Source organism: Streptomyces sp. NPDC050704, from assembly GCF_040654355.1.
Lineage (GTDB): Bacteria > Actinomycetota > Actinomycetes > Streptomycetales > Streptomycetaceae > Streptomyces.
This window is the reverse complement of record NZ_JBFAHW010000099.1, coordinates 17,934-38,862: the sequence shown is the minus strand read 5'-3', so window position 1 is coordinate 38,862 and position 20,929 is coordinate 17,934. Positions and strand designations below refer to the sequence as shown.

Annotated in this window: 23 protein-coding genes; 8 read left to right on the top strand and 15 right to left on the bottom strand. The window is 69.4% G+C overall.

Annotated features, from left to right (window positions below; translation table 11 throughout):
• Positions 1 to 430: ATP-binding cassette domain-containing protein (locus AB0I18_RS39195; RefSeq protein WP_363110498.1), on the bottom strand; the 430-nt coding region annotated here is incomplete at its 3' end.
• 101 nt (positions 431 to 531) lie between these two features.
• The gene (locus AB0I18_RS39190) at positions 532 to 972 is read right to left on the bottom strand and encodes a DUF6278 family protein (protein WP_363110497.1); all 441 of its coding nucleotides are present in this window, start codon (positions 970 to 972) and stop codon (positions 532 to 534) included.
• A 241-nt stretch (positions 973 to 1,213) separates the two neighbouring features.
• On the opposite strand from AB0I18_RS39190, the gene AB0I18_RS39185 reads away from it, so the two are divergent.
• Positions 1,214 to 3,004, top strand: coding sequence for an SGNH/GDSL hydrolase family protein (locus AB0I18_RS39185; protein ID WP_363110496.1), 1,791 nt, complete (start codon positions 1,214 to 1,216; stop codon positions 3,002 to 3,004).
• Positions 3,005 to 3,116: 112 nt separating this feature from the next.
• On the opposite strand, the gene AB0I18_RS39180 is transcribed toward AB0I18_RS39185, so the two are convergent.
• The 4 genes from AB0I18_RS39180 to AB0I18_RS39165 form a co-directional block, all read right to left on the bottom strand.
• Positions 3,117 to 3,896 carry an exodeoxyribonuclease III gene (locus AB0I18_RS39180; RefSeq protein WP_363110495.1) on the bottom strand — a complete coding sequence of 260 codons (780 nt, stop codon included), beginning with the start codon at positions 3,894 to 3,896 and terminating at the stop codon, positions 3,117 to 3,119.
• A gap of 42 nt (positions 3,897 to 3,938) precedes the next feature.
• A complete protein-coding gene (locus AB0I18_RS39175; RefSeq protein WP_363110494.1) occupies positions 3,939 to 4,574 on the bottom strand; it encodes an MBL fold metallo-hydrolase in 636 nt (211 codons plus the stop codon).
• A 31-nt stretch (positions 4,575 to 4,605) separates the two neighbouring features.
• Positions 4,606 to 5,904 carry a 4-carboxymuconolactone decarboxylase gene (gene pcaC, locus AB0I18_RS39170; RefSeq protein WP_363110493.1) on the bottom strand — a complete coding sequence of 433 codons (1,299 nt, stop codon included), beginning with the start codon at positions 5,902 to 5,904 and terminating at the stop codon, positions 4,606 to 4,608.
• A gap of 295 nt (positions 5,905 to 6,199) precedes the next feature.
• Positions 6,200 to 7,156 (bottom strand): quinone oxidoreductase, encoded by a 957-nt coding sequence (locus AB0I18_RS39165; protein WP_363110492.1) that lies wholly within the window; start codon positions 7,154 to 7,156, stop codon positions 6,200 to 6,202.
• 56 nt (positions 7,157 to 7,212) lie between these two features.
• Here AB0I18_RS39165 and AB0I18_RS39160 point away from each other — a divergent pair, with 56 nt between their 5' ends.
• Positions 7,213 to 7,788, top strand: a complete 576-nt coding sequence (locus AB0I18_RS39160) for a TetR/AcrR family transcriptional regulator (protein ID WP_363110502.1) — start codon at positions 7,213 to 7,215, stop codon at positions 7,786 to 7,788.
• On the opposite strand, the gene AB0I18_RS39155 is transcribed toward AB0I18_RS39160, so the two are convergent.
• Positions 7,709 to 7,900, bottom strand: coding sequence for a hypothetical protein (locus AB0I18_RS39155; RefSeq protein ID WP_363110491.1), 192 nt, complete (start codon positions 7,898 to 7,900; stop codon positions 7,709 to 7,711). The two genes, AB0I18_RS39160 and AB0I18_RS39155, sit on opposite strands and share 80 nt — an antisense overlap.
• A 304-nt stretch (positions 7,901 to 8,204) precedes the next feature.
• Positions 8,205 to 8,597, bottom strand: coding sequence for a nuclear transport factor 2 family protein (locus AB0I18_RS39150; protein WP_363110490.1), 393 nt, complete (start codon positions 8,595 to 8,597; stop codon positions 8,205 to 8,207).
• 230 nt (positions 8,598 to 8,827) lie between these two features.
• Here AB0I18_RS39150 and AB0I18_RS39145 point away from each other — a divergent pair, with 230 nt between their 5' ends.
• The 4 genes from AB0I18_RS39145 (at position 8,828) to AB0I18_RS39130 (ending at position 12,335) form a co-directional block, all read left to right on the top strand.
• Positions 8,828 to 9,664, top strand: coding sequence for a helix-turn-helix transcriptional regulator (locus tag AB0I18_RS39145; RefSeq protein WP_363110489.1), 837 nt, complete (start codon positions 8,828 to 8,830; stop codon positions 9,662 to 9,664).
• 261 nt (positions 9,665 to 9,925) lie between these two features.
• Positions 9,926 to 10,519 (top strand): TetR/AcrR family transcriptional regulator, encoded by a 594-nt coding sequence (locus AB0I18_RS39140; RefSeq protein ID WP_363110488.1) that lies wholly within the window; start codon positions 9,926 to 9,928, stop codon positions 10,517 to 10,519.
• Positions 10,520 to 10,624: 105 nt separating this feature from the next.
• Positions 10,625 to 11,362: an NAD(P)-binding domain-containing protein gene (locus AB0I18_RS39135; protein ID WP_363110487.1), complete on the top strand. Its 738-nt coding sequence runs from the start codon at positions 10,625 to 10,627 to the stop codon at positions 11,360 to 11,362.
• A gap of 19 nt (positions 11,363 to 11,381) precedes the next feature.
• A complete protein-coding gene (locus AB0I18_RS39130) occupies positions 11,382 to 12,335 on the top strand; it encodes an NAD(P)-binding domain-containing protein (protein WP_363110486.1) in 954 nt (317 codons plus the stop codon).
• Positions 12,336 to 12,767: 432 nt separating this feature from the next.
• Here the strand turns inward: AB0I18_RS39130 and AB0I18_RS39125 are convergent, their stop codons facing one another.
• From AB0I18_RS39125 to AB0I18_RS39110, 4 genes are all read right to left on the bottom strand, one after another.
• On the bottom strand, positions 12,768 to 12,977 hold the full coding sequence (locus AB0I18_RS39125; RefSeq protein ID WP_363110485.1) for a DUF6243 family protein: 210 nt from the start codon (positions 12,975 to 12,977) through the stop codon (positions 12,768 to 12,770).
• A gap of 332 nt (positions 12,978 to 13,309) precedes the next feature.
• Entirely contained in the window at positions 13,310 to 14,542 is a 1,233-nt protein-coding gene (locus AB0I18_RS39120; RefSeq protein WP_363110484.1) for an NAD(P)-binding domain-containing protein, read from the bottom strand.
• Positions 14,532 to 15,260 (bottom strand): CE1759 family FMN reductase, encoded by a 729-nt coding sequence (locus AB0I18_RS39115; protein WP_363110483.1) that lies wholly within the window; start codon positions 15,258 to 15,260, stop codon positions 14,532 to 14,534. The genes AB0I18_RS39120 and AB0I18_RS39115 overlap by 11 nt, the downstream gene beginning before the upstream one ends.
• 22 nt (positions 15,261 to 15,282) lie before the next feature.
• Entirely contained in the window at positions 15,283 to 15,681 is a 399-nt protein-coding gene (locus AB0I18_RS39110; RefSeq protein ID WP_363110482.1) for a MarR family transcriptional regulator, read from the bottom strand.
• Between the two features lie 155 nt (positions 15,682 to 15,836).
• On the opposite strand from AB0I18_RS39110, the gene AB0I18_RS39105 reads away from it, so the two are divergent.
• Positions 15,837 to 16,265, top strand: a complete 429-nt coding sequence (locus AB0I18_RS39105) for a hypothetical protein (protein ID WP_363110481.1) — start codon at positions 15,837 to 15,839, stop codon at positions 16,263 to 16,265.
• Between the two features lie 804 nt (positions 16,266 to 17,069).
• Positions 17,070 to 17,951 carry a DUF5937 family protein gene (locus tag AB0I18_RS39100; RefSeq protein WP_363110480.1) on the top strand — a complete coding sequence of 294 codons (882 nt, stop codon included), beginning with the start codon at positions 17,070 to 17,072 and terminating at the stop codon, positions 17,949 to 17,951.
• 103 nt (positions 17,952 to 18,054) lie between these two features.
• Here the strand turns inward: AB0I18_RS39100 and AB0I18_RS39095 are convergent, their stop codons facing one another.
• The 3 genes from AB0I18_RS39095 to AB0I18_RS39085 all read right to left on the bottom strand — a co-directional run bounded on the left by AB0I18_RS39095 (position 18,055) and on the right by AB0I18_RS39085 (position 20,802).
• Entirely contained in the window at positions 18,055 to 18,483 is a 429-nt protein-coding gene (locus AB0I18_RS39095) for a hypothetical protein (RefSeq protein WP_363110479.1), read from the bottom strand.
• A 22-nt stretch (positions 18,484 to 18,505) separates the two neighbouring features.
• The gene (locus AB0I18_RS39090) at positions 18,506 to 19,198 is read right to left on the bottom strand and encodes a hypothetical protein (protein ID WP_363110478.1); all 693 of its coding nucleotides are present in this window, start codon (positions 19,196 to 19,198) and stop codon (positions 18,506 to 18,508) included.
• Between the two features lie 461 nt (positions 19,199 to 19,659).
• Positions 19,660 to 20,802, bottom strand: a complete 1,143-nt coding sequence (locus AB0I18_RS39085) for a hypothetical protein (protein WP_363110477.1) — start codon at positions 20,800 to 20,802, stop codon at positions 19,660 to 19,662.
• Between the last annotated feature and the right edge of the window lie 127 nt (positions 20,803 to 20,929).

The window sequence follows — 20,929 nt, the reverse complement described above, 5'->3', positions numbered from 1 at the left end:
CGGACAGCTGCGCGGGGTACTTGTCCGCCTGCGTGGTGACACCCACCCGGTCCAGCAGCCCGCGGGCCTTCTCCTCGGCGACCTTCTTGTCCGCCCTGCGGACCTTGACCTGGCCCAGCATCACGTTCTCGAGCACCGTCTTGTGCGCGAACAGGTTGAAGGACTGGAAGACCATCCCGACCTCCGCGCGCAGCCGGGCCAGTTCCTTGCCCTCGTCCGGCAGCGGCTGTCCGTCGAGCCTGATCTCCCCGGACTCGATCGCCTCCAGCCGGTTGATGGCCCTGCAGAGAGTCGACTTCCCCGACCCCGAAGGGCCGATGACCACGAGCACCTCCCCCTTGCCGACGGTGAGGTTGATGTCCTGGAGGACATGCAGCTCCCCGAAGTACTTGTTGACGTCACGCAGCTCGATCAACGGATCGACGGCCATGCTCAGCCCTACCCACTCTCAACTGTGTCGCGATTGCCGAAAACTACCCAGACAAGAGTGGCGCTAACGGACGACACGCACCTTTCGGGCATTAGCCGTATTTACGCCTCAGAGACTTCGGCGTACAGCTGCGAGAGCTCGGGGGCGCCACTGGCCGCCCAGTCGTGACCGGCCTCGACCACGTCGATCTCTCGGCCCGACACCAGCCGCACCACCGGCCGGTCGCCCGGCCACACCTCCCAGACCGCGCCGGGAACCGTGCGCACGATGACCGTGCCGAGGTAGAGGCCCGCGTCGTTGCCGAGCCACTGCAGCCGCTCCTCGTCGTCGCGCCAGCGCGGCAGCAGTTGGTCGAGCGCCTCCAACGAGGCCGGGGTGTCGTCGAGTTCGATCCCGGCCCGGTACGCCTGATCTCGCAGCAACTCGCATTCGGAGAGCAGGTCGGCCACCCCCTCGCGATCGCTCTCACTGTCGGAGAAGACCGCGACGCCCCTGGCGGGGTCCCGCTTCTTGCGCCAGTTGCCCACGAAAGGGATGTTCATACACCCAGCCTGTCATCCGTATCGCCCAACGCACCACAGGGCGCGCGGAACCGCCTGTTCCAGGGGATTTCGCGCGGAGTTCGCGCCCGGCTCATTGACGGGTCCCTGCCGTCTCCTTAGCTTCACGGTGCATCTGTCACCGCGTCAGTGATCTCAAGTGATCTCGTATGGCCTTGTATGACCTCGTGTCGTCTTGTCAGTGAGCGGTTCGTGAGCGATTCGTGAGCGGGAGGAGTCGGTGGTGCGCCGACGTGTGTGGGGTACGGCCGTGACGTTGGCTCTTCTCTCGGCGGCGGTGGCGGTGCCCGCGCCGGTTCCAGTGCCGGTGGCCGTGACCGAGGCAGAGGCCGCGTCGCCCGCCCGGGACCGGCCGTTGCCGCTGGAACGGCTCTTCGACAACACGGCCGTGAGCGACGACGCGCGGCCCGGCGAGGCGGACTTCGACGGCTCGGGCCGCTCTCTGTCGGCACAGAACCTGACCGCTGCGGGCTGGACGCCGGGGCGCTCGCTGACGGTCCAGGGCGCCCGGCTGACCTGGCCCCGGCGGGCGCCGGGCGAGCCCGACAACGTACGCGCCGACGGCCAGTCCGTACGGGTCCGCGGCCGTGGTGACGCGCTCGCCTTCCTGGTGGCGGGCACGGGCGGCGGCGAGGTGAGCGGTACGGGCACGGTGCGGTACGCGAACGGCTCTCGCTCCTCGTACCGGCTGACCGCGTCCGACTGGCGGGGCGGCCCGCTCGCGACAAAGGCGGTGGCACTGCCGCACATCAACACGCCCGGCGGCCAACTCGCCGAGAAGGCCCGGCTGTACGTCGTGACCGTGCCGCTCGCCCGTGGGCGCGAGGTGGCCTCGGTGGAGCTGCCGCGCCACGGTGATCTCCACGTGTTCGCTCTGTCCGTGCGTTCCGACACCGTTGGCTGGACCGGGAGTTGGGCCGCGTCGACCTCCGGCCACCCGGCTGTCGGGCCGTGGACGGACCGGACCCTTCGGCTGGTGGTGCACACCTCGGCGGGCGGGCCGCGCGTGCGGATCCGGCTCGACAACACCTTCGCGGCGGCGCCGGTACGGATCGGCAGTGCGACGGTGGCGGTACAGGCGTCCGGTGCGAGTCCGCGGAGCGCCCCCGTGCCGCTGTCGTTCCGGGGCTCTCCGGGCACCGAACTCCCGGCCGGAGCACAGGAGTTCAGCGATCCCCTCAGCTTCGACGTGCCCCCGGACGCCAATCTGCTGGTGAGCTTCCATCTGCCGGGGACAGTGGCGGCGGCGCCCGTGCACAGCATGGCCCTCCAGCAGTCGTACGTCAGCGTGCCGGGCGACCACGCCGCGGACGGCACTCCGGACGCGTACACCTCGACGATCGCCAACTGGCCGCTGCTGACCGGAGTCGACGTGGCCGGCGGGCCCGGTTCCGTCGTACTGCTCGGGGATTCGATCACGGACGGCGACAAGTCGACGCCGAGCGGGAACAGGCGCTGGCCCAATGTGCTCGCCGCCCGGCTCCAGAACCAGAGTGCGGTCCCGCGCTACGGGGTCCTCAACCATGGCATCTCGGCGAACCGTGTGGTCACCGACGTCTACCCCGGGGACGGCGTCTCCACCAGTACGGGCGGGGTGAGCGCGTTGCACCGCCTCGACCGGGACGTCCTCGCCCAGACGTCGGCGCGTACGGCCGTCGTCTTCCAGGGGGTCAACGACGTCCGGTGGGGCGCGAGCGCGGAGCAGGTCGTCGCCGGGCTGCGGGAGATCGCCGACCGGGCGCACGCCCGCGGGCTGCGGGTGCTGGTCGCAACGATCGTGCCCTGCGAGGGGGAGGCGCGGTGCACCGCCGCCGCTGACGCGCAGCGGTCGGCCGTGAACTCGTGGATCCGGTCCAGCTCGGTGTTCGACGGTGTGCTGGACTTCGACGCGGTGTTGCGGGACCCGGCGCGTCCGGCTCGGATGCTGCCCGCTTACGACAGTGGGGACCATCTGCATCCGGGCGATGCGGGGCTCGCTGCGCTGGCCGAGTCGGTGGACTTGACGCTGCTCTAGGTGGGGGGCGCCTCTCGACAGGTCGTATCTGAACTGCGGGGCCGTCGTGGCTGGTCGCGCCCACGCGGCGGAGCCGCATATGTCACAGCCCCGCGCCCCTTACGGGGCGCTCCTACACGTCCAGGTCGACAACGACCGGGGCGTGGTCCGAGGCGCCCTTGCCCTTGCGCTCCTCTCGGTCCACGTAGGCGTCCGTGACGGACTTCGCGAAGGGCTCGTTGCCGTAGACGAGGTCGATGCGCATGCCGCGGTTCTTGGGGAAGCAGAGCTGGCGGTAGTCCCAGTACGTGTACGGGTGCTCGTACTTGAGGGGGCGCGGGACCACGTCCGAGAGGCCGGCCTCGCGCAGGGCGGCGAGGGCGGCGCGCTCGGCCGGGGTGACATGCGTGAGGCCCTCGAAGGCGGCCACGTCGTAGACGTCGTCGTCCGTCGGCGCAACGTTGTAGTCGCCCAGCACCGCGAACGGCCGGCTGCCGGCCGCGTCGCCCGCGACCGCCGCCTTCAGGGCCTCGAACCACTGGAGTTTGTACGCGTAGTGGGCGTGATCCACCTCTCGCCCGTTCGGCACGTACACCGACCAGACGCGGACCGGGCCGCAGGTCGCGGAGACGGCCCGCGGCTCCTGGACGCCGTCGTAACCGGGGTCGCCGGGCAGACCCCTGACCACGTCTTCGAGGCCTACGCGGGAGATCACCGCCACGCCGTTCCACCTCCCCGTGGCGTGCACCGCCGACTCGTAGCCCAGCTCGCGGAGGGCGTCGGCGGGGAAACCCTCGGCGGTGGTCTTGGTCTCCTGGATGCACAGCACGTCCGTGCCGCTGCTCTCCAGCCAGGCCTGCAGCCTCGGGAGACGGGCGGTGATCGAGTTCACGTTCCAGGTGGCGATGCGCATGCCCCACAACTTACCGGGCGGGTCTGACACTCACAGGACCACTCACAGGACCGCGGTCTCGCCCGGTGCCAGCCGCAGGTGCTCGGAGCCGCCCAGCGCGCCGATCTGGTTGTCGTAGACGGGGCGGGCGAGGTCCGTGAGCAGGGCGTCGTGGATGTCGTACGCGCGCTGCGGCTTGACCTCGCGGACGTAGTCGATGACCTCGGAGATCTTGCTCCAGGGGGCTTGGACGGGGAGCATCAGCGTCTCGACCGGGTGGTCGGGGAGGGTGAGGGCGTCGCCGGGGTGGAAGACCCGGCCGCCGTCGACGAGGTAGCCGACGTTCGTGATGCGCGGGATGTCCGGGTGGATCACGGCGTGCAGCTCGCCGTGCACCTGCACGTCGAAACCCGCGGCGGTGAACGTGTCGCCGTGGCCGACGGTGTGCACGCGGCCCGGGAACGCGGCCGAGATCTTCGCCGCGACGGACTTCAGGGTCCAGATCTCCGCGCCCGGGTTGGACTCCAGACCGGCCCGCAGCCGCTCCTCGTTGCAGTGGTCGGGGTGCTCGTGCGTGACCAGGATCGCGTCCACGCCGACCGCGGCGTCCTCCTCGCTGAAGCCGCCGGGGTCGATAACGAGCGTGCGCCCGTCCTTCTCCAGGCGGATGCAGGCGTGCGACTTCTTGGTGAGCTTCATGGTTCCATCCTGCTCCTGCCCTGGGACGGGTTCACTCCTGGGGCGTGGTCTCCTCGCGGATGACCTGCTGGGCCACCTTGAAGGCGCTGTTCGCGGCCGGTACGCCGCAGTAGACGGCCGCCTGGAGGAGCACTTCCTTGATCTCGACCGGGGTGAGGCCGTTGCGGAGGGCGGCCCGGATGTGGAAGGCGAGTTCGTCGAGATGGCCGCCCGCCACCAGGGCGGTGAGCGTGACACAGCTGCGCGAGCGCCGATCGAGGCCTGGTCGGTCCCAGATCTCGCCCCACGCGTACCGGGTGATGAGCTCCTGGAAGTCGCCGGAGAACTCGTCCGCCTGGGCCAGCGCCCGGTCCACGTGCGCGTCGCCGAGCACCTCGCGGCGGACCTTGATGCCCGCGTCGTACGGGTCCGGTCTGCCCAGCACGGCCTCCGGCTGCACGGCGGCGGCGATCTCGGCGACCGGCGAGACCTGCGGCGGCGCGGCCAGGACAGGCTTCACCGGGGGCGCCACGATCGCCATCTGGCCGGTGCTGGAGTCGTACGCGGGCTGCTGCCAGGCGGTGGAGAAGTGCCGTACGAGGAGGTCCGTGACGGCGGCGGGCTGTTCCACCGGGACCAGGTGCGAGGCGCCGGGCACGACCGCGAGGCGGGCGTCCGGTATCCCGGCGACCAGCGTGCGGGCCTCGGCGGGACCGGTGACCTGGTCGTCGGAGCCGACCAGGACGAGGGTCGGCACACCGATCCGGCCGAGCTCGGGCCGGACGTCGAACGAGGCGAGCGCCTCGCACGCGGCGATGTAGCAGCCCGGGTCGGTGGTGCGCACCATCTGCACGGCCCACTCGGTGATCGCGGGCTGCGCCGCGGCGAACCCCTGGGTGAACCAGCGCTCCGGAGACGTACGCGCGATGGGGTCCAGGCCGTTCGTCCGTACGATCACGCCGCGCTGCCGGAACTCGTCGGCCGTGCCGAAGCGCGGCGAGGCGGCGATCAGTGTGAGCGAGGCGAGACGCTCCGGGTGGCGCAGCGCCAGCTCGACGCCGATGGCACCGCCGAGCGCGCAGCCCGCATAGCCGAACCGCTGGACGCCGAGTCCGTCGAGCGTGCCCAGCAGCCGCTCGGCGAGGTCGGTGACCGAACCGGCCGGGTGCGCGGGCGCGCCACCGTGACCCGGCAGGTCGAAGCGGAAGACCCGCCATTGCTTCACCAGCTCCGGAACCTGCCGGTCCCACATGTGCCATGTGGTACCCAGTGAGGGACCGAGGATCAGGACAGGTGCGTCTTCTGGCCCGTCAAAGCGGTATTGCAGGGTGTTCATCGGTGTCTCACTCACTCGCCTGACCCTCTCATCTGTCACGACAGCCCCTATAAGCGGGGTCCTGGCTGTAACTGTATGACCGGGTGGAAGACCTCTCGGGCCGCGTAGCGCTTGAGGCAGCGGACGATTTCGCGGTGGGCTCGCTCGCGTATCCGCAAGGTTCGGATCGTTGGCGTACTCGACGAGGCTGCCGGTGTAACCGCCGTCGGCCCAGACCAGCTCCAACTGGTGGTGTGCGTCGGCGACCCGCCGCCGAACCCTGGGCTTCGGCGGCGAGTCGCGTGACGTCCGGTTCGTCACCGGTCACCGGTCACCGGATCAACAGCAGTTTCCCGGTGGTCGTACGCGATTCGATGTCCGCGTGGGCCCTCGCCGCCTCCGCCAGCGGGTAGCGGCCGCCGATCCGGACGACCAGCTCGCCCTTCTCGACGAGCGCGAACAGTTCGGCTGTGCGCGCCGCGAGTTGTTCGGGGGTGCGGACATGGTCCTCGGTCACGGGGTAGGTGAGGCGGGTGCTGCGGGGGATGTCGTTCATCGCGATGGTCGGCACGTCACCGATCAGCGGCCCGTAGAACACCATCGTGCCGTGCGTGCGCAGTACTTGGAGCGATGCGGCGAACGTGGTCGCGCCCGCACCGTCGAACACCACGTGCACTCCCTCTCCGTCGGTCAGCTCGCGCACCGGCTCGACGAACGCGTCACCGGAGGAGACCAGGACGTGGTCGGCGCCCGCGTCGGCGGCCCACTTGACCTTCTCCGGTCGCGACACCAGGCCGATCACGGTGCCGCCGCGGGCCTTGACGATCTGGGTGAGCATCATCCCGACCCCGCCGGCGGCCGCGTGCACGAGCGCGACGTCTCCCGCTCGTACCGGGTGGGACACGGTGGCGAAGTGGTGCGCGGTCAGGCCCTGCAAGAGCACGGCTGCGGCCGTCTCGTCGTCGACGGCGTCGGGCACCGGGACGGCACCGTCCGCGGGGAGCACGATCTGCTCGGCGTAGCTGCCGTGGCCGTTGATCGTCAGCCACGCGACACGGTCACCTGGGGTGAACCCGTGCACGCCCTCGCCCGTCTCCGTCACCACGCCGACGCCTTCGGCGCCCGGCACCTCGGCCAGGGCCTGTCCGCGGATGGCGGTGTCGAAGAAGTTCACACCCGCCACGCGGACGTCCACCAGGACTTCTCCCGGGCCCGGACGGGGTGCCGGCCGCTCGCGCAGCTGCAGCACTTCCGGTCCCCCTGCTTCGCTGATGACTATCGCTTTCATACGGCCGAAGGTAAGTTTCAAAAAATGTACCCACAAGTACACTCTGGGCGGTGATCATGAGGAAAGGCGCCGCGACCCGCCTGCGTATCGTCGAAGCCGCCGCAGCCGAGATCCGGGAACGCGGCACGAACGCCACCACGCTTGACGACGTGGGCCGGCGCAGCGGCACCGGCAAGGGGCAGATGTTCTATTACTTCCCCGAGGGCCGGGAGCAGCTTCTGCTCGCGGTCGCCGAACTTGAAGCCGAGCGTGTGTTCGACGACCAGCAGCCGTACCTGAGCGAACTCACCTCGCGCGCGGCCTGGGAGGCGTGGCGCGACCTCATTGTCGAGCGCTACCGCGACCAGGGGCTGCACTGCCCGCTCGGGGTACTGATCGCCGACGTGGGCCGGTACAGCCCGGCCGCGCAGGCCGTGACGGCGCAACTGGTGCGGCGGTGGCAGGAGTGCGTCCGAGCCGGTATCGAGGCCACGCAAGCGACCGGCGAGGCCGACCCGGCCCTCGACGCCGACCGCACGGCCGCGGCCGTGATCGCCACGGTCCAAGGCGGCGTCACCGTCCTGCTCTCCACCGGCTCCGCGGAACATCTGGAGGCCGGCCTGAACCTCTGCCTCGACCACCTGCTGCTGTGAAGGCGTACGCCGAGGCGTTGAAGGATGTGCGGCGGGCGTCGGTGATCCACTCGCTGACCGCCAGCACAGAGGTCGCGCCCGCCAGAACCGCACACGCGGTCAGCGCGAGCACGGCAACCAGAGTGTGCCGTACGCCGCGTGGGTCTCGCGGGTCGGGCTGATGCGTTGGCAGGCACGGTCTTCCACTCGGATTGTGAGTATGTGAAGTGCCAGTCCTCCCGGGCTTCTTGACCCTCACAGCGATGGACGCGCCAGGATGCTGGTGCCGGGATGCTCTCGCGGCCTCCTGACCCGCACTCCGATCGACAGTGCTGTCCTGCCTTGGACTTGTCGGTGGCCCGGGAGTATCCCGGCGAGGCGCTCGCCCCGCCGACGGCCTCAAGTCCAGCCCCGGAAACGGCGATAGCAGCGGCCTCCTAGAAGCGATGTGGCCACGTGAGATGGATTACCCGCCGGGAAATGCGCCAGCCGTCATCGGTGCGGCGCAGGTCGTCGGCGTAGACGACGCTGGCGACACCGCCGCCGTCCAGCAGGCTCAGACCTTTGGATCGGGCCCGCACCTCGTCGCCCGGGCCTTCCGACACGACGATGTTCGTCGTGTGGTGGGCTTTCGCGTGTCCGGGGGCGTTCATGAAGGTCGCGATCGCGTCCAGCCCGACGACCGGGTCGCCGCCGAAGACGCTGCCGTCCCACACCGCGTCTTCGGTGAGGCATTCGCCGAGACGGTCCAGTTCGTGGTCGTCCATGATGTGCGCCCACAGCGCCAGGGCCCTACTGATTTCGACGGTGTCTTCATTCGTGGGTTTCACGTTCGGCTCTCCATTTTGTGCGTTGCTGGATCAGGCCTTGGCGCCGCTCAGCATGGCCAGCACCTGGTCGTAGGCGCCGTTGGCCTCGGCGACACTCTCCTTCGCCGCAGGGGCCGGGCGCGCCCGGCGGTCTCGACTATGGGGGTGTATCGGCGGGGGCGGGAGAGGATCACATATCCATGGATCGGTGGTCTCTGGATAGCCGGGCGGGATGAGGCGAGGATGGAGGCATGGACAAGAAGAAACTGGCGGTATTCCTGCGCCACCGGCGTGAGACGCTGCGCCCCCGCGATGTGGGACTGGTCGAGGGGGCGCGCCGGCGTACGCAGGGGCTGCGCCGCGAGGAGGTCGCGCAGCTCGCCGGGATGTCCACGGACTACTACGCCCGGCTGGAGCAGCAGCGTGCTCCGCAGCCCTCCGTCCAGATCACCGCGGCGCTCGCCCGGGCACTGCGGCTGACCCTGGACGAACGCGACCACCTCTTCGTGCTCATCGGCCACAACGCCCCGGCCCGCTTCCAGCGCTCCGAACACGTCAGCCCGACGCTGCTGCGGGTCCTGGACCGCCTGGACGACTCCCCGGCCCTGGTGACGACCGACCTGGTCGACACGCTGGCGATGAACCCGCTGGCCGTCGCGCTGCTCGGCGACCAGATGCGCCACACCGGTCTGGCCAGTAGCGGCTACTACCGCTGGTTCATGGACCCGGCCGAACGTCTGGTGTATCCCGAGGAGAGTCACGAACGCCACGGCCGCACTCAGGCGGCCCGCCTGCGGGCAGCGCTGACCGCCGGCAGCGACACCCCCCGAGCCGCCCGGATCCTCGCCGAACTCCAGGAACACAGCCCCGAGTTCGTCCGCATGTGGGAACTTCAGGAGGTCGCCCGGTACGGCGACTGCAAGACCGTCCTCCATCCCGAACTCGGCCGCATCGACGTCGACGCCCAGCTGCTGTACACCGAGAACCGAGCCCAGACCCTGGTGGTACTGACCACCCGCCCCGGCACGGAGAGCCACAGCAAACTCGAACTGCTCTCCGTCATCGGACACCAGCAGCTCACCTCCTGACGTCCTGGACCGCGGACCGGGCCGGGCCGGGCCGGGCTCGGCGCGGGAGGGGCCGGACCCGGGCACTCTGGAATGGTGCAGCCCGTACGGCTTTTGCCCTGTGTTCTGCGGCCGGACAGGTCGGCGCGCTGTGCTGTCCGGGCTGCGTGGGTGGTCGGGCCGCCGATTTGACCGGATGCCGCCTCCGTTTTAATCTCGACCGTGTACGGAGGCAGCATCCGTTTTGATGCGGCCGCACCATCACGGCAGGCAGGAGCGCGCATGAGCGCCGTCGAACAGCGCGGACGCAAACCGCGCGCGGACGTCCAGCGCAACCGCGCCGCCCTCCTGGAGACCGCACAGCGCCACTTCCTCCAGCACGGGGTGGGCACCTCCCTGGAGGCGGTGGCCAAGGAGGCGGGGGTGGGGCCCGGCACCCTGTACCGGCACTTCCCCACCCGGGAGGCGCTGCTGGCGGCCGTGCTGCAGACGCGCTCCGAGGAGCTGGTGGCCCGTCAGGCGGACATCGAGCAGCTCGGCGACCCGGCCGAGGCGCTTGAGCAGTGGCTGCGGGCGATGGAGGAGTACTTCAGCGCCTTCAGCGGACTGCCCGACCCGCTGATGGCCGCGGCCCGGGCGCAGGAGCCGGACAACCCACTCACCATTCCCTGCGGCATCCTCATCTCCGCCACCGATCAGTACGTGCGAACCGCGCAGCTCGCGGGGCACGTGCGTGCCTCGGTGCGGGGGCACGACCTGTTCCTCGCGGCCTGCTCCGTCGCCTGGATCAAAGGCACCGGCACCGAGGAGGAGTCGCTCGACCGGCTCCGCACGCTCATCGCGAGCGGCTACCGCCAGCAGGACACCCAGGCGTAGACCGCCAGGCGCCCCGCCCCGCCCCCGCAACGCCAGGCGGCACCACCGCACAGCCATCACATCGTGCTGCCCTCAGGGGCGGCTCATCCTCTCAAGGGATAAATCATGAAAATTACTGTCATAGGCGCCGGTGCCATCGGCGGGAACCTCGCCGCCAAGCTCCGCACGGCCGGGCACGACGTCCAGGTGACCGACGCCCGCGGCCGCCAGGCCGTCCGGGCCGAGGTACTGGAGGCCGGGGCCCGCACGGCGGACCTCGCCGCCGCCGTCCAGGACCGGGACGTCATCATCCTGTCGATCCCGTTCGGCGTGGCGGGCCAGCTGGCCGACCTGTTCGCGTCGGTGCCCGCCGAGACCGTGGTCATCGACACCTCCAACTACTACCCCGGCATGCTCAGCGAGCCGATCGAGGCGGTCGACAACGGCCAGGTGGAGAGCGTGTACACCGCCGGGCAGCTGGGGCGCTCCGTGGTCAAGGCGTGGAACGCCGCCCTGGCAGAGACCCAGCGGACCCGGGGTGTTCCGGCCGGAACGCCCGGCCGCCTCGCCATCCCCGTCGCCGGCGACACCCAGGAGGCGCGGCGCGTGGCCATGCAGCTCGTGGACGACACCGGCTTCGACCCCTACGACGCCGGCCCGCTGGCCGACTCCTGGCGCCAACAGCCCAACAGCCCCGCCTACTGCACCGAACTGACCCTGGACGAGCTGCCGGCGGCCCTGGCCGCGGCCGACCGCGCCAAGGACGCGGCCATCCGCGACAGCCTCCCGCACCGCATCGCCGCCCTCGGCGCCAACCCCACCGTCGACGACGTCGTCGAGATGAACCGCGCCGCCCACCGCTGAACCACCCCACACGACTCCCGTGCACCCAACGGCACGACAGCGACAGCACCGACACGCCACGACCACCCACGACGAACACAAAGAACGGCGCTCACTTCGGCAAGGCCGCCATCACCCACCCACACCGCCGCGTCCGCGGTCCGCCGCAGCCCCGGTCGCGCCGCAGGGACCAAGCCCCGGAACCCCGGTCACCGACACCGGGGTTCCGTTCCGGACAAGGAGTTTCACCATGAAGATCGGCATTCTCGGCACCGGGAACATCGGCAAGACGCTGACCAGGCGGTTGAGCGCGGCCGGGCACGAGGTGAAGGCGGCCAATTCGCGCGGCCCGGAGACGATCGAGGCGGACGTGCTGTCCTCGGGCGGACGCGCGGTGACCGCGGCGGAAGCCGTAGCGCACGTCGACGCCGTGATCCTCTCCATTCCCTTCGCCCGCATTCCGCAGGTCGCACCACTGATCGCCAAGGTGCCGGCTGACACGGTGGTCATCGACACGTCGAACTACTTCCCGCATCGGGACAGCGGAATCGCGGCGATCGAGGCCGGCCAAGCCGAGAGCGTGTGGGCTGCCAAGCAGTTGGGCCGGCCCATCGTCAAGGCGTGGAACTCGATCGGAGCCGAGTCGTTCGCGCACAGGAACAAGCCGGCGGGCAGTGCGGACCGCATCTCGCTCCCCGTCGCGGCCGACAGTCCGCGAGAGCGCGACCTGGCACTGGCACTCGTCGAGGACACCGGGTTCGACGCCTTTGACGCAGGCCCGCTCGCGGAATCGTGGCGGCAACAGCCCGGCACACCCGCCTACTGCACGGATCTCACCCGTCAGGAGCTGCCGGACGCACTGGCGACGGCCGACGCGGCGCGATCACCGAAGCGGCGCGACCTCGGGCTCGCCGTGGTCCAGGAACGCTTCGGGGCCGGCGTGCAACCAGACGCGGAATACCTTGTCCGCCTGAACCGCGCAATTTCCATGTGATGATTCGGGGTGTCAACAGCACGGACGGGTCGAAACGTCAGGGTTGCTTGTGTCGGCTCCCTGTTCGGCTTGAAGGCGGCCGGGCGAGTAACGACCAGGACTACGAGGCAATACCCAACCGGGCGACGTCCGGCGTGCCGAACAGGTCCCGTATCAGCGGCTGTACCGACATCGCGCCGGGGCCCTCTGGGCGGTCCGGACGGGAAGAAGGATCTCGTCGTACGGCGGGACGGCAGGAGGTACCTCGCGGCCGTCTGCTTCCCCGGCGGGGCTGCTGAAATCCCCGGCTGCCCCGGGTGGTCGGCTGAGACACGAGTGTGCTCGGCCGAGAGCTGTGCGGGACCGGCCGCGCCCGGTAGGGCAGCAGGGCCCGGACCGCGCGTCGCGGTCCGGGCCCTGCCCCATGCGGTGCCGCCCTGCGGCGGCGGTGCGTCAGCTCTGGGCGGTGTCGTCGCTCGCCTGCTCGGCGCCCTCAGCTGCTCCTACCTTCTCGCGCATCTTGCGCACCAGCTCCGCCTTCTGGTCGGCGGCACCCTGGCGGTCGAGGTTGCGGTGCGGGCCGTTGTTCTGCCGTTCGGCACGGGACAGCTTCTTGCGCTGGCCGCCGCCCATGCCCACAGGGTTGTTGATGTTCTTGCTCACGGGTTCTCCCGAAATGATGTGAAGTGACCTACGGATTCATCAGTGGGGGACGGGCGCGGCGACGTCGAAGGACATCAGCAGGTGCCCATCACGCTCTCACTCGTAAATCGGCGTCTGGAAGAACATGACCAAGACGCTACCCGGTTCCGTCGACCCGGCACACCAAATTATTCGCCGTCCCGGCGTCGGCGGGGCCTTCAGCAAGTATCCGGGGTCAGTCGTTTCCCTCCAGTCAGCTGAGGGACCGCGCTCCCTCACATCACGGACCCCGCGACTTGATCGGCGGCGTCGGCGACGGTTCGGCCATGGACGGCGGGGCGGCCTTTGGAACTTCATGAGCTGACCCCTGCTTCTTCGCTGGACCTGCCGTCCGCGGCGTATGCGGGTGCCACGGAACCCGGGTCTTTCGGCGTACCGCTCGCCGTGGCGTTCCACTGCCGCAGCAGGCTGTTGACCGCCTGACGGCCGGCGCGGTTGGAACCGACGGTGGACTGGGACGGTCCGAAGCCCACCAGGTGCACACGTGGTTCGCCGGCCACCTGGGTGCCGTGCATCGTGATCCCGCCGAGCTCGTTGCGCAGCCCCAGCGGATCGAGGTGGGCCAGGGCGGCCTTGAAGCCAGTGGCCCACAGGATCGCGTCCACCGGCGTGAAGGAACCGTCCGCCTCCCGGACGCCGCCGGGTTCGACGGCGGTGAACACGGGACGACGCCGCAGTGCTCCGCGCTCCTTCGCCGCCAACGCGTACGGAGTCCAGCCCAGGCCGGTGTACGAGACGACGCTGCCGGTGGGCCTGCCCGCTTCGACGTCGGCGGCGACCTTGGCGATGGTCTCGCGGCCTGCCTCGGCATTGAACTCGTCCTCGCGGAAGACGGGTTCGCGGCGCGTGTACCAGAACGTGGTGGCCACCCGGGAGATCTCCTCCAGTTGCTGGAGCGCCGAGATGCCACCGCCGACGACGGCGACCCGGAGGCCGGCGAACTGTTCGGCCGAGACGTAGTCGCGGGTGTGCACCTGGATGCCGGTGAAGCTCTCCTGCCCCGGGTAGTGGGGGCGGACGGGGTTGGTCCAGGTGCCGGTGGCGTTGATGACCGCCCGGGTGGTCCAGGTTCCGGCGCTGGACTCGACCGTCAGCTCTCCGTCGGGCCGGTCGTCCACCCGCCGCACGGCGGTGACGGTCACCGGACGCAGCATCGGCAGGTCGCTCGCCTGCTCGAAGGCGGTGAAGTAGCGCGGCACCGCGATGCGACTGGGCTCGTCGGGGTCGACGGGCGGTTGCGGGAAGTCGGGCAGGTCGAAGATGCCGTTCACGGTGTTCATCCGCAGCGATTCCCAGCGGTGCCGCCACGCCCCGCCGGCCGCCGGTTCGGCGTCGAGCACGACGAAGGTCCGGTCACCGGCGGGGGCGTCCGGGCCGGTCAGGGCGCTGGTGAAGCCGCGCCGCTTGAGGTGGTAGCCGGCCGAGAGGCCCGACTGCCCGCCGCCGACGACCACCACTGTCGCGCGCCGACCGGCTCGCTCGGATGCCGTTCGCCCGGGTGCCGAAACGGTTGCGTCAGCGTGCATCCGCCTGGTCACCGCCTTGCGGGCGGGCGCTTCCGCCGGTGGCGAGCCGCATCAGGTCGGTGCTGAAGTCGACGTCGTCCAGGGACCGTTGGGCCCGGGTGGCGTTGCCGCCGAACTGGTGCTGGTAGCCGTTCCAGTTGCTGTCGGCGATCTGCCGGCCGACTCCGCTGCGCAGCATGACGGAGAGCTCCTGCGCGGCGCGGGCGATGCGCTTGCCGAGGTCGGTGGATCCCCAGTCCTCGGGGGCGGCGTAGAGGGAAGTGGGTATCGGCAGCGCTCGCAGGAACGCGAACAGCGGCCGGAGTTGCTCGTCGACGACCATGGCGTGTCGTGCGCTGGCGCCCGTCGCGGCGAGGACGACCGGTCTGGCGATCAGCAGATCGTTGTCGATCAGTTCGGCGAACGACTTGAACAGACCGCTGATCCCCGCCTTGTAGACCGGGGTGGCGGCGATGACCGCGTCGGCGGAGGCGAGCAGTTCCATGGCCGACCGCACCTTGGTGTTGGGCATGCCGGAGACGATGCCCAACGCGATGTCCGTGGCGAGAGGAGCCAGCTCGATCGAGCGCACGGTCGCCGTCGTGCCTGACGCCTGGAGGGTGTCGAGGGTCTTCTGGGTGACGCGGTCGGCGAGCAGGCGGGTCGAGGACGGCTCGCTGACGCCGGCGTTGACGACGGCTATCGTCACCGGCCTCGCATGGGGTGTCAGATCGCTCATGCCATGTTCCTCACGGGGTTCTTCACGGGTGCTTTCGGGGGGTGGGCGGCGGTGGCGGTTGGGTGGCCGGGGTCGCGGCGACCAGCGCTCGCATGAGCTCGCGCAGCGTGTGAAGTTGCTCGGGCGCCAGGGCGCGGGTCATCGCGGCCGTGACATGCCGGGCGTGTGTGCGGCCGAGGCGCCACTGGACCTCATGGCCGTCGGCGGCAAGGAAGAGGCGGTAGGCGCGGGCGTCGTCGGGATCGGGCCGGCGTTCGACGAGGCCGCGCTGCTCCAGGCGGGCGACGGGCCGGGACACCCCGGCCTGGGTGAGCAGGGCGTCGTCGATCAGGTCGGTGATCCGCTCGGCCTCGCTCTGGGTGTAGCCGGTGGTCGGGTCCGGTGAGATGTCACCGACACCGAAGATGCCGAACTGCGTCATGGGGCTCCTTGCGGTTTACATGACTGCACATGTAATCCTACAGTTGATGCATCATCCACCCCGGCGCGTTGCTGCTTGCGGCTCCCGCCGCGCCGGAATGCGCGAGGTGCAGCTCGCACTCGCACATCAAGACATATGGATGATGCATCATCTATTTGGGTGTCCTGCGATCGTCCTACGCCCAGTTCACGCTGGCCGATACCAAGGCTCTGGTCGCCAAGCCCGCCACGGTCTCGTGGGAGGTGGCGGGCAGTCTCGCCAGCGCGGGCGGCACCGCCCTGACCGCTCTGGACCGGCTCCAGGTCACCGAGGGCGAGACGGTGCTGATCCACGCCGCAGCCGGTGGCGTGGGCACCTTCGCCGTACAGCTGGCCGTGGCCCGGGGCGCCAAGGTGATCAGCACCGCGAGCGGGCGCAACGACGAGAGGCTGCGCGAGTTCGGCGCCGTTCCGGTCACCTACGGCGAGGGCCTACGGACCGCGCGGTCCGCACGGTACGACGCCCACCGGACACCGAGCCCGGACCACGGCGACCACCCCGCTCAGCGGGGTGACTCCCCCGCAACTCCGCCCCCGGCGTGGTGAGGTCCGCTCAAGGACGGACGGGCCCGTTCTGGCCCGTCCCACACCGCATCGGACGGTCTGCGCGATGTGCGGCGCACCGAGCGCGAGACCCGCAGTCCGCTCCCGATGGCGCCGCGCATCTCTGCACCGGTCCGTCGCCCGCTTTGGTCCGGGCGCGGGCCCGCCCACTCAGCACGGCTCGCGCCGCGTTCTGGGCAGCCGGCGGATCCGATGTGCCGCGCCGACGGTGATCCGCCCGGTCCATCCGGTTCGGCCGGCGATCTCGTTCCCGACCGGCCCGAGTACGCCACCGTCCGCCCACGCCGGCACCCGTGACCTGCGAACGTCACGGTGGCGTTCGCTCAATCGGACCCTCGACTTCTACTCTCCGATGCCCCCTGGCGCGGTCGCACCATCCTGGGTCAGCATGGACTGGGCAAGACCAGCGCCGCTTCGCAGTCCGACCTGCTGCGAAAAACGAGGGGGAATTTCCATGCGCCGTACCCACATGCCTGAAGTGGTGGAGAAGCCCGCGTCCAATGCGGCACCGGCGGAGCACGGGGCGTACCTCCGGCCATACACGCGATGGACTGCGCTGCGCATGTGGCAGTGAGCGCCTACTCGTTCACAGCGACGCCATAGACACGCCATAGACAAACGACCGCGCGCTCGACGGAACCGTCGAGCCGGGGGTGGACACCCTATGTTGCGAATCGTGGAAGAGGCACCTTGCTCCGCCTGCATTTCACTTCCGACGACCTCAAGAAGATCCGGATTCTGCGAGACCCGGACCCCACCTGGGAAATCATCTGCAGTCTCTGCCGATTGAAGACAGACGAGGGGCGGTCGGCGTTCGGTACGTGGCGGAACGCGACGCGTAACCGGCTGCACCGTGACGAGAGACTGCGCGCGGCCCTGGCTCCCCTGCGCGGACTGGTACCCAGCGCCGGTTACATCCCCGATTTCCTGACTCCCACCGCCAGCGAGGGACTGCCCGCGGCGCTCGATACGATCCGCAGCACACCGCGGCATGAAGTCGTACGCCAGCTGGCCCGGCTGAACACGGCTCAGGGCAGGAGTGGGCGGCCGGGTTCAGCACCACGCCCGGACGACGCCGCCCCGGCCAGAGTCGCCAAGGCCCTGGAAACGTACTTCGAGGCAGCGCTACGGCCGCACTGGCCGCGCATGCGCGCTCTGGTGGGAGCGGATGTCGAGGTGCGCACCAGGGCCCTGCTCGACGGCGGCGTCCAGGAACTCTTCGACAGCCTGGCCCCCCTCGCCCGATGGCGGGACCCCGTCCTCGAAGTGGACTACCCGGTCAACCGTGATGTGTCACTGAACGGTCGCGGGCTTCTGCTCGTCCCGTCCTTCTTCTGCTGGCGGCGCGCGACCGCCCCGGCCGACCCCGAACTCCCGCCCGTCCTGGTCTATCCCGTGGCCAAGCAGCCCTGGGACCTTGCCCAGACGTGGGGAACGGGAGCAGCTCGCCTGCTCGGGCGCACACGCGCCGCCATCCTGTCCGACATCGCCCTCAGGGACGGCCGCACATCCTCGGACGTCGCCCATGCCGTGGGTGTCACACAGTCGAGCACCTCCTACCAGATCGCGGTCCTGCGCGACAGCGGTCTGATCAGCAGCCGCCGCACCGGGAAGTACCTCGTCCACACCGCTACGCCGCTCGGCCTGCGGCTCCTCGACGCCGGCTGAAGCACCTCCGTGCCGGCCTCTCCCGGTTTGCCCGGCATCTTGCTGGGAGACCGGCCCGAGTTGGGCGACTCACGAGTCGACCACGTATCTCGAAACCGGCTCGCTAGGGGAGGTTGGTCCACCTGTGGGACGAGATGTTGTTGTTGAGGGACTCTCCCGAGCCGGGTCCTGTATTGGCGTCGAAGTGGTAGAAGCGGAGATCGGTGAGCCCCACTCCCTGATAGACACCTCTGCGTGCGCCCGTGTAGTTGAGCCCCCAGTAGACCCAGATGTCGTCAAGGTTGCCGGGGTAGCCGTTGTTGTGCAGTGAGCTGACCTTGTTGCGGCAACTGCCCCAGTCCGGGGCCTCACCCGACCAGTCGTCGCACCAACCGCTGTACTCGGTTTCGTAGTAGACGTGAAGGAGTCCTGTAGCGGCGGCGCTGGGCGGGGACGAAGGAGAGGTGTCCGCTGCCTGTGCGGTGAGAGGCGTGGCTCCCACAGCCAGTGCGGCGAGCGCTGTGCCGATCACGAGATTGCGTATCTTGCTCATGTTTTCCCCTCGTTGTGGATTCTCACGTTGACGAATCTGTTCTGGTGATCGAGTGAGCGCGAGGCAGGGCACTCACTTGCAGTTGACGTCGGGTTTCGACGTCGGACCGGTACTGCTTCTCGAGCTTCTCGGCGTAGTACTCGTCCAATTCACTCGACGTCCTGGCCAGGCCCGAACTCATCGCGCAGCGCGCTTCAGCGACGGCGAGCCGGATTTCCTCCTTTCGAGGCAGGGGATCGTTCGGCGGGGGTAGTTTCGCCCGCAATTGGGCCGGGCCGGCGTAGGGGTGGCCGGCGGCACGCATACAGGCAGCCCACGGTTTTACGGCTTCGGCGAACCTGGGGTCCCCGAGTACGCGGGTACGTTTGATCTCCGCCAGCGTGTCAACTGTGACCTTGGCCTGGAACCACTTCCGGAGGTCTCCATAGAGCTTCCGGTCGGCCTCCGATTGACAGCCTTCAGGGCTGCGTTGGAACAACATGCCGTCCGGAGTCTTCGCGGTCACGTTCAGGGGCTTTGAACCGTTTGCCGCATCGAGCGCGGCTTCTCTCCGATTGGCAGGCAAACCGCGGAAGTAGCGTTGGTTCGGATCGGTTTTCCGCAGCTTGGCGAGGGCGCGCTGCATGTCCGTTCCGTAGCCGTGCTTCTGAGCCCACGTCATGTCATTGATGACGTACGGGAATTCCCGGGCTTCGGGGATCGGGTTTTCCTTCACCGGCCTGTACTCGAAACCGCGCCTTTCCATACAGTCACGGAGCAGGATCTGTCCTGCCGTGTGCAGGATGTTCTTTTCCCGTGGGGTGGGTTCGCGCGACTGTTGCCGTGACGGGCCCGCGGGTGCACGCGAGGGGGAATCGGAGACCGCGTGCACAACCGCTGGTACGGCCAGGGCAGCACCTGCCACGGCAGTGGCAGCGCAGACAAGACGGCGCTTCCCAACGGAGCGTCGCAGTGGTGCCATTACCGTTTCCCCCTCGGGTTTCCGGGTTGCCGAGCAGCCGCCGGACATTCAAACCGAGCGGCCGGGTCGCAGAAAGAGAATCGCCCGGTCGTCGCCATCCACCAATCAATTCGATGACGTTCGAATCGTTCCTGCTGCGGTCGAGGGTCGTGGAGGCCCGCTGCCCGCATCCTCAACACGCGGCACTTGGCACTTGGCACTTGGGTCGTCAACCGTCAGGGACGGGTGACGAATTGTTCGATGGCGGCCAGGATGGTGTCCAATGCGCCGGGACGGGCGAGAACGTCCTCAAGGGAGATCTCTTTCCAGCCGGTGAACCCTTTCGCCTTCTCCTCCTCCAGCATTTTCCCCAGACCGCCGACGTCGGGGAGCAGCTCGGCGAATGCGGCCGTCGCGTCCACACCGATACGCCGCGAGATCGACCCGACATTGAAGGCCAGACAGTTTCGGCCCTCGTTGTACAGGGAGACCGTGCCGACCGGCAGCGGCCGCTCGCCGGCGTCGACGCTGTAGTGAAGGCTCATGCTCGGGTAGTTGCCGGTACCACCCTGGAGGCGTCCGCGTGCCGCGGCATGGTCCAGCAGCTTCCCGATGGCCCGGCACGCCTGCTCATCGAACCGTTCCTGCAGCGCCGCGTCCATCTCGGCCCGTGTCGTCGCCGGCTTGGATGAGCGGCGGGCGGAGGAGGACTTGGCCGCGGTCGCGACTTCGCCGTGCACGCGCGGCACCAGCACCCGCAGCTGCCCCTCCCCGCGGTACTGGCTCAACTCGACCGCGTACACGTCGGTCTGCCGCATCTGCCCGTTCAGGAACTCCACGATGGCCCGCAGTTCGAGGGGGATGCGATCGGCGACGAAGAGGAGGCGCATCTGCCCGACCGCCAGCCGTTCTTCGACCATGCTCCAGAAGTCCTCGGGCGCGCGTTCACCCAGGAGCTCCGCGTATGCCTCCTCCAGCGGGCGGCCATCCGCCGCGCACGTCTCCTCGAAGGAACGCTGCAGCAGGGCGGCGGGCCAGTAACGGGCGCCGTTCGCCGCATAGTCGAGCATCTGCCCCACCACCTCGCGGCGGATACGGGTGTCGGTGGCCCGCTTCACCTCCACGAGTGTCGGCACCGCGTCGGCGTCGACGAAGAGATGGTCCAGCCAGTACGACGGCCCGCTCTCGGCTCCTGACGCCACCCCCATCTCCCGCGCCACCAGTGTCAATCGCAGCGGCCGCCCATCGGAGAGCGACCCGAAGTCCAGCACTCTCGGGTGCCGGGCGAGCAGTTCCTGGAACTCCGCCTCGGTCTCGAACCCGGCCGGCTCCAGAGCCTGCAGACCCTCTCCCAGAACAAAAACCGGCTGATCACTCACGTGGGTCTCACCATCCAAGTCATCAAGCTGCGCCCGCACTCACGGGTCGCATACAACTCCATTCGTAACCGACGGCACGGACCGCCGCAGGACAACCCCATGGGCAGCACAGAAGTCGGTCGTGTCG

Coding starts and splice junctions, on each gene's coding strand:
- AB0I18_RS39160 (WP_363110502.1), top strand. CDS start 7,213: ATGAGGAAAGGCGCCGCGACCCGCCTGCGTATCGTCGAAGCCGCCGCA.
- AB0I18_RS39135 (WP_363110487.1), top strand. CDS start 10,625: ATGAAAATTACTGTCATAGGCGCCGGTGCCATCGGCGGGAACCTCGCC.
- AB0I18_RS39180 (WP_363110495.1), bottom strand. CDS start 3,896: ATGCGCATCGCCACCTGGAACGTGAACTCGATCACCGCCCGTCTCCCG.
- AB0I18_RS39140 (WP_363110488.1), top strand. CDS start 9,926: ATGAGCGCCGTCGAACAGCGCGGACGCAAACCGCGCGCGGACGTCCAG.
- AB0I18_RS39145 (WP_363110489.1), top strand. CDS start 8,828: ATGGACAAGAAGAAACTGGCGGTATTCCTGCGCCACCGGCGTGAGACG.
- AB0I18_RS39165 (WP_363110492.1), bottom strand. CDS start 7,156: ATGAAAGCGATAGTCATCAGCGAAGCAGGGGGACCGGAAGTGCTGCAG.
- AB0I18_RS39120 (WP_363110484.1), bottom strand. CDS start 14,542: ATGCACGCTGACGCAACCGTTTCGGCACCCGGGCGAACGGCATCCGAG.
- AB0I18_RS39110 (WP_363110482.1), bottom strand. CDS start 15,681: ATGACGCAGTTCGGCATCTTCGGTGTCGGTGACATCTCACCGGACCCG.
- AB0I18_RS39095 (WP_363110479.1), bottom strand. CDS start 18,483: ATGAGCAAGATACGCAATCTCGTGATCGGCACAGCGCTCGCCGCACTG.
- AB0I18_RS39190 (WP_363110497.1), bottom strand. CDS start 972: ATGAACATCCCTTTCGTGGGCAACTGGCGCAAGAAGCGGGACCCCGCC.
- AB0I18_RS39115 (WP_363110483.1), bottom strand. CDS start 15,260: ATGAGCGATCTGACACCCCATGCGAGGCCGGTGACGATAGCCGTCGTC.
- AB0I18_RS39175 (WP_363110494.1), bottom strand. CDS start 4,574: ATGAAGCTCACCAAGAAGTCGCACGCCTGCATCCGCCTGGAGAAGGAC.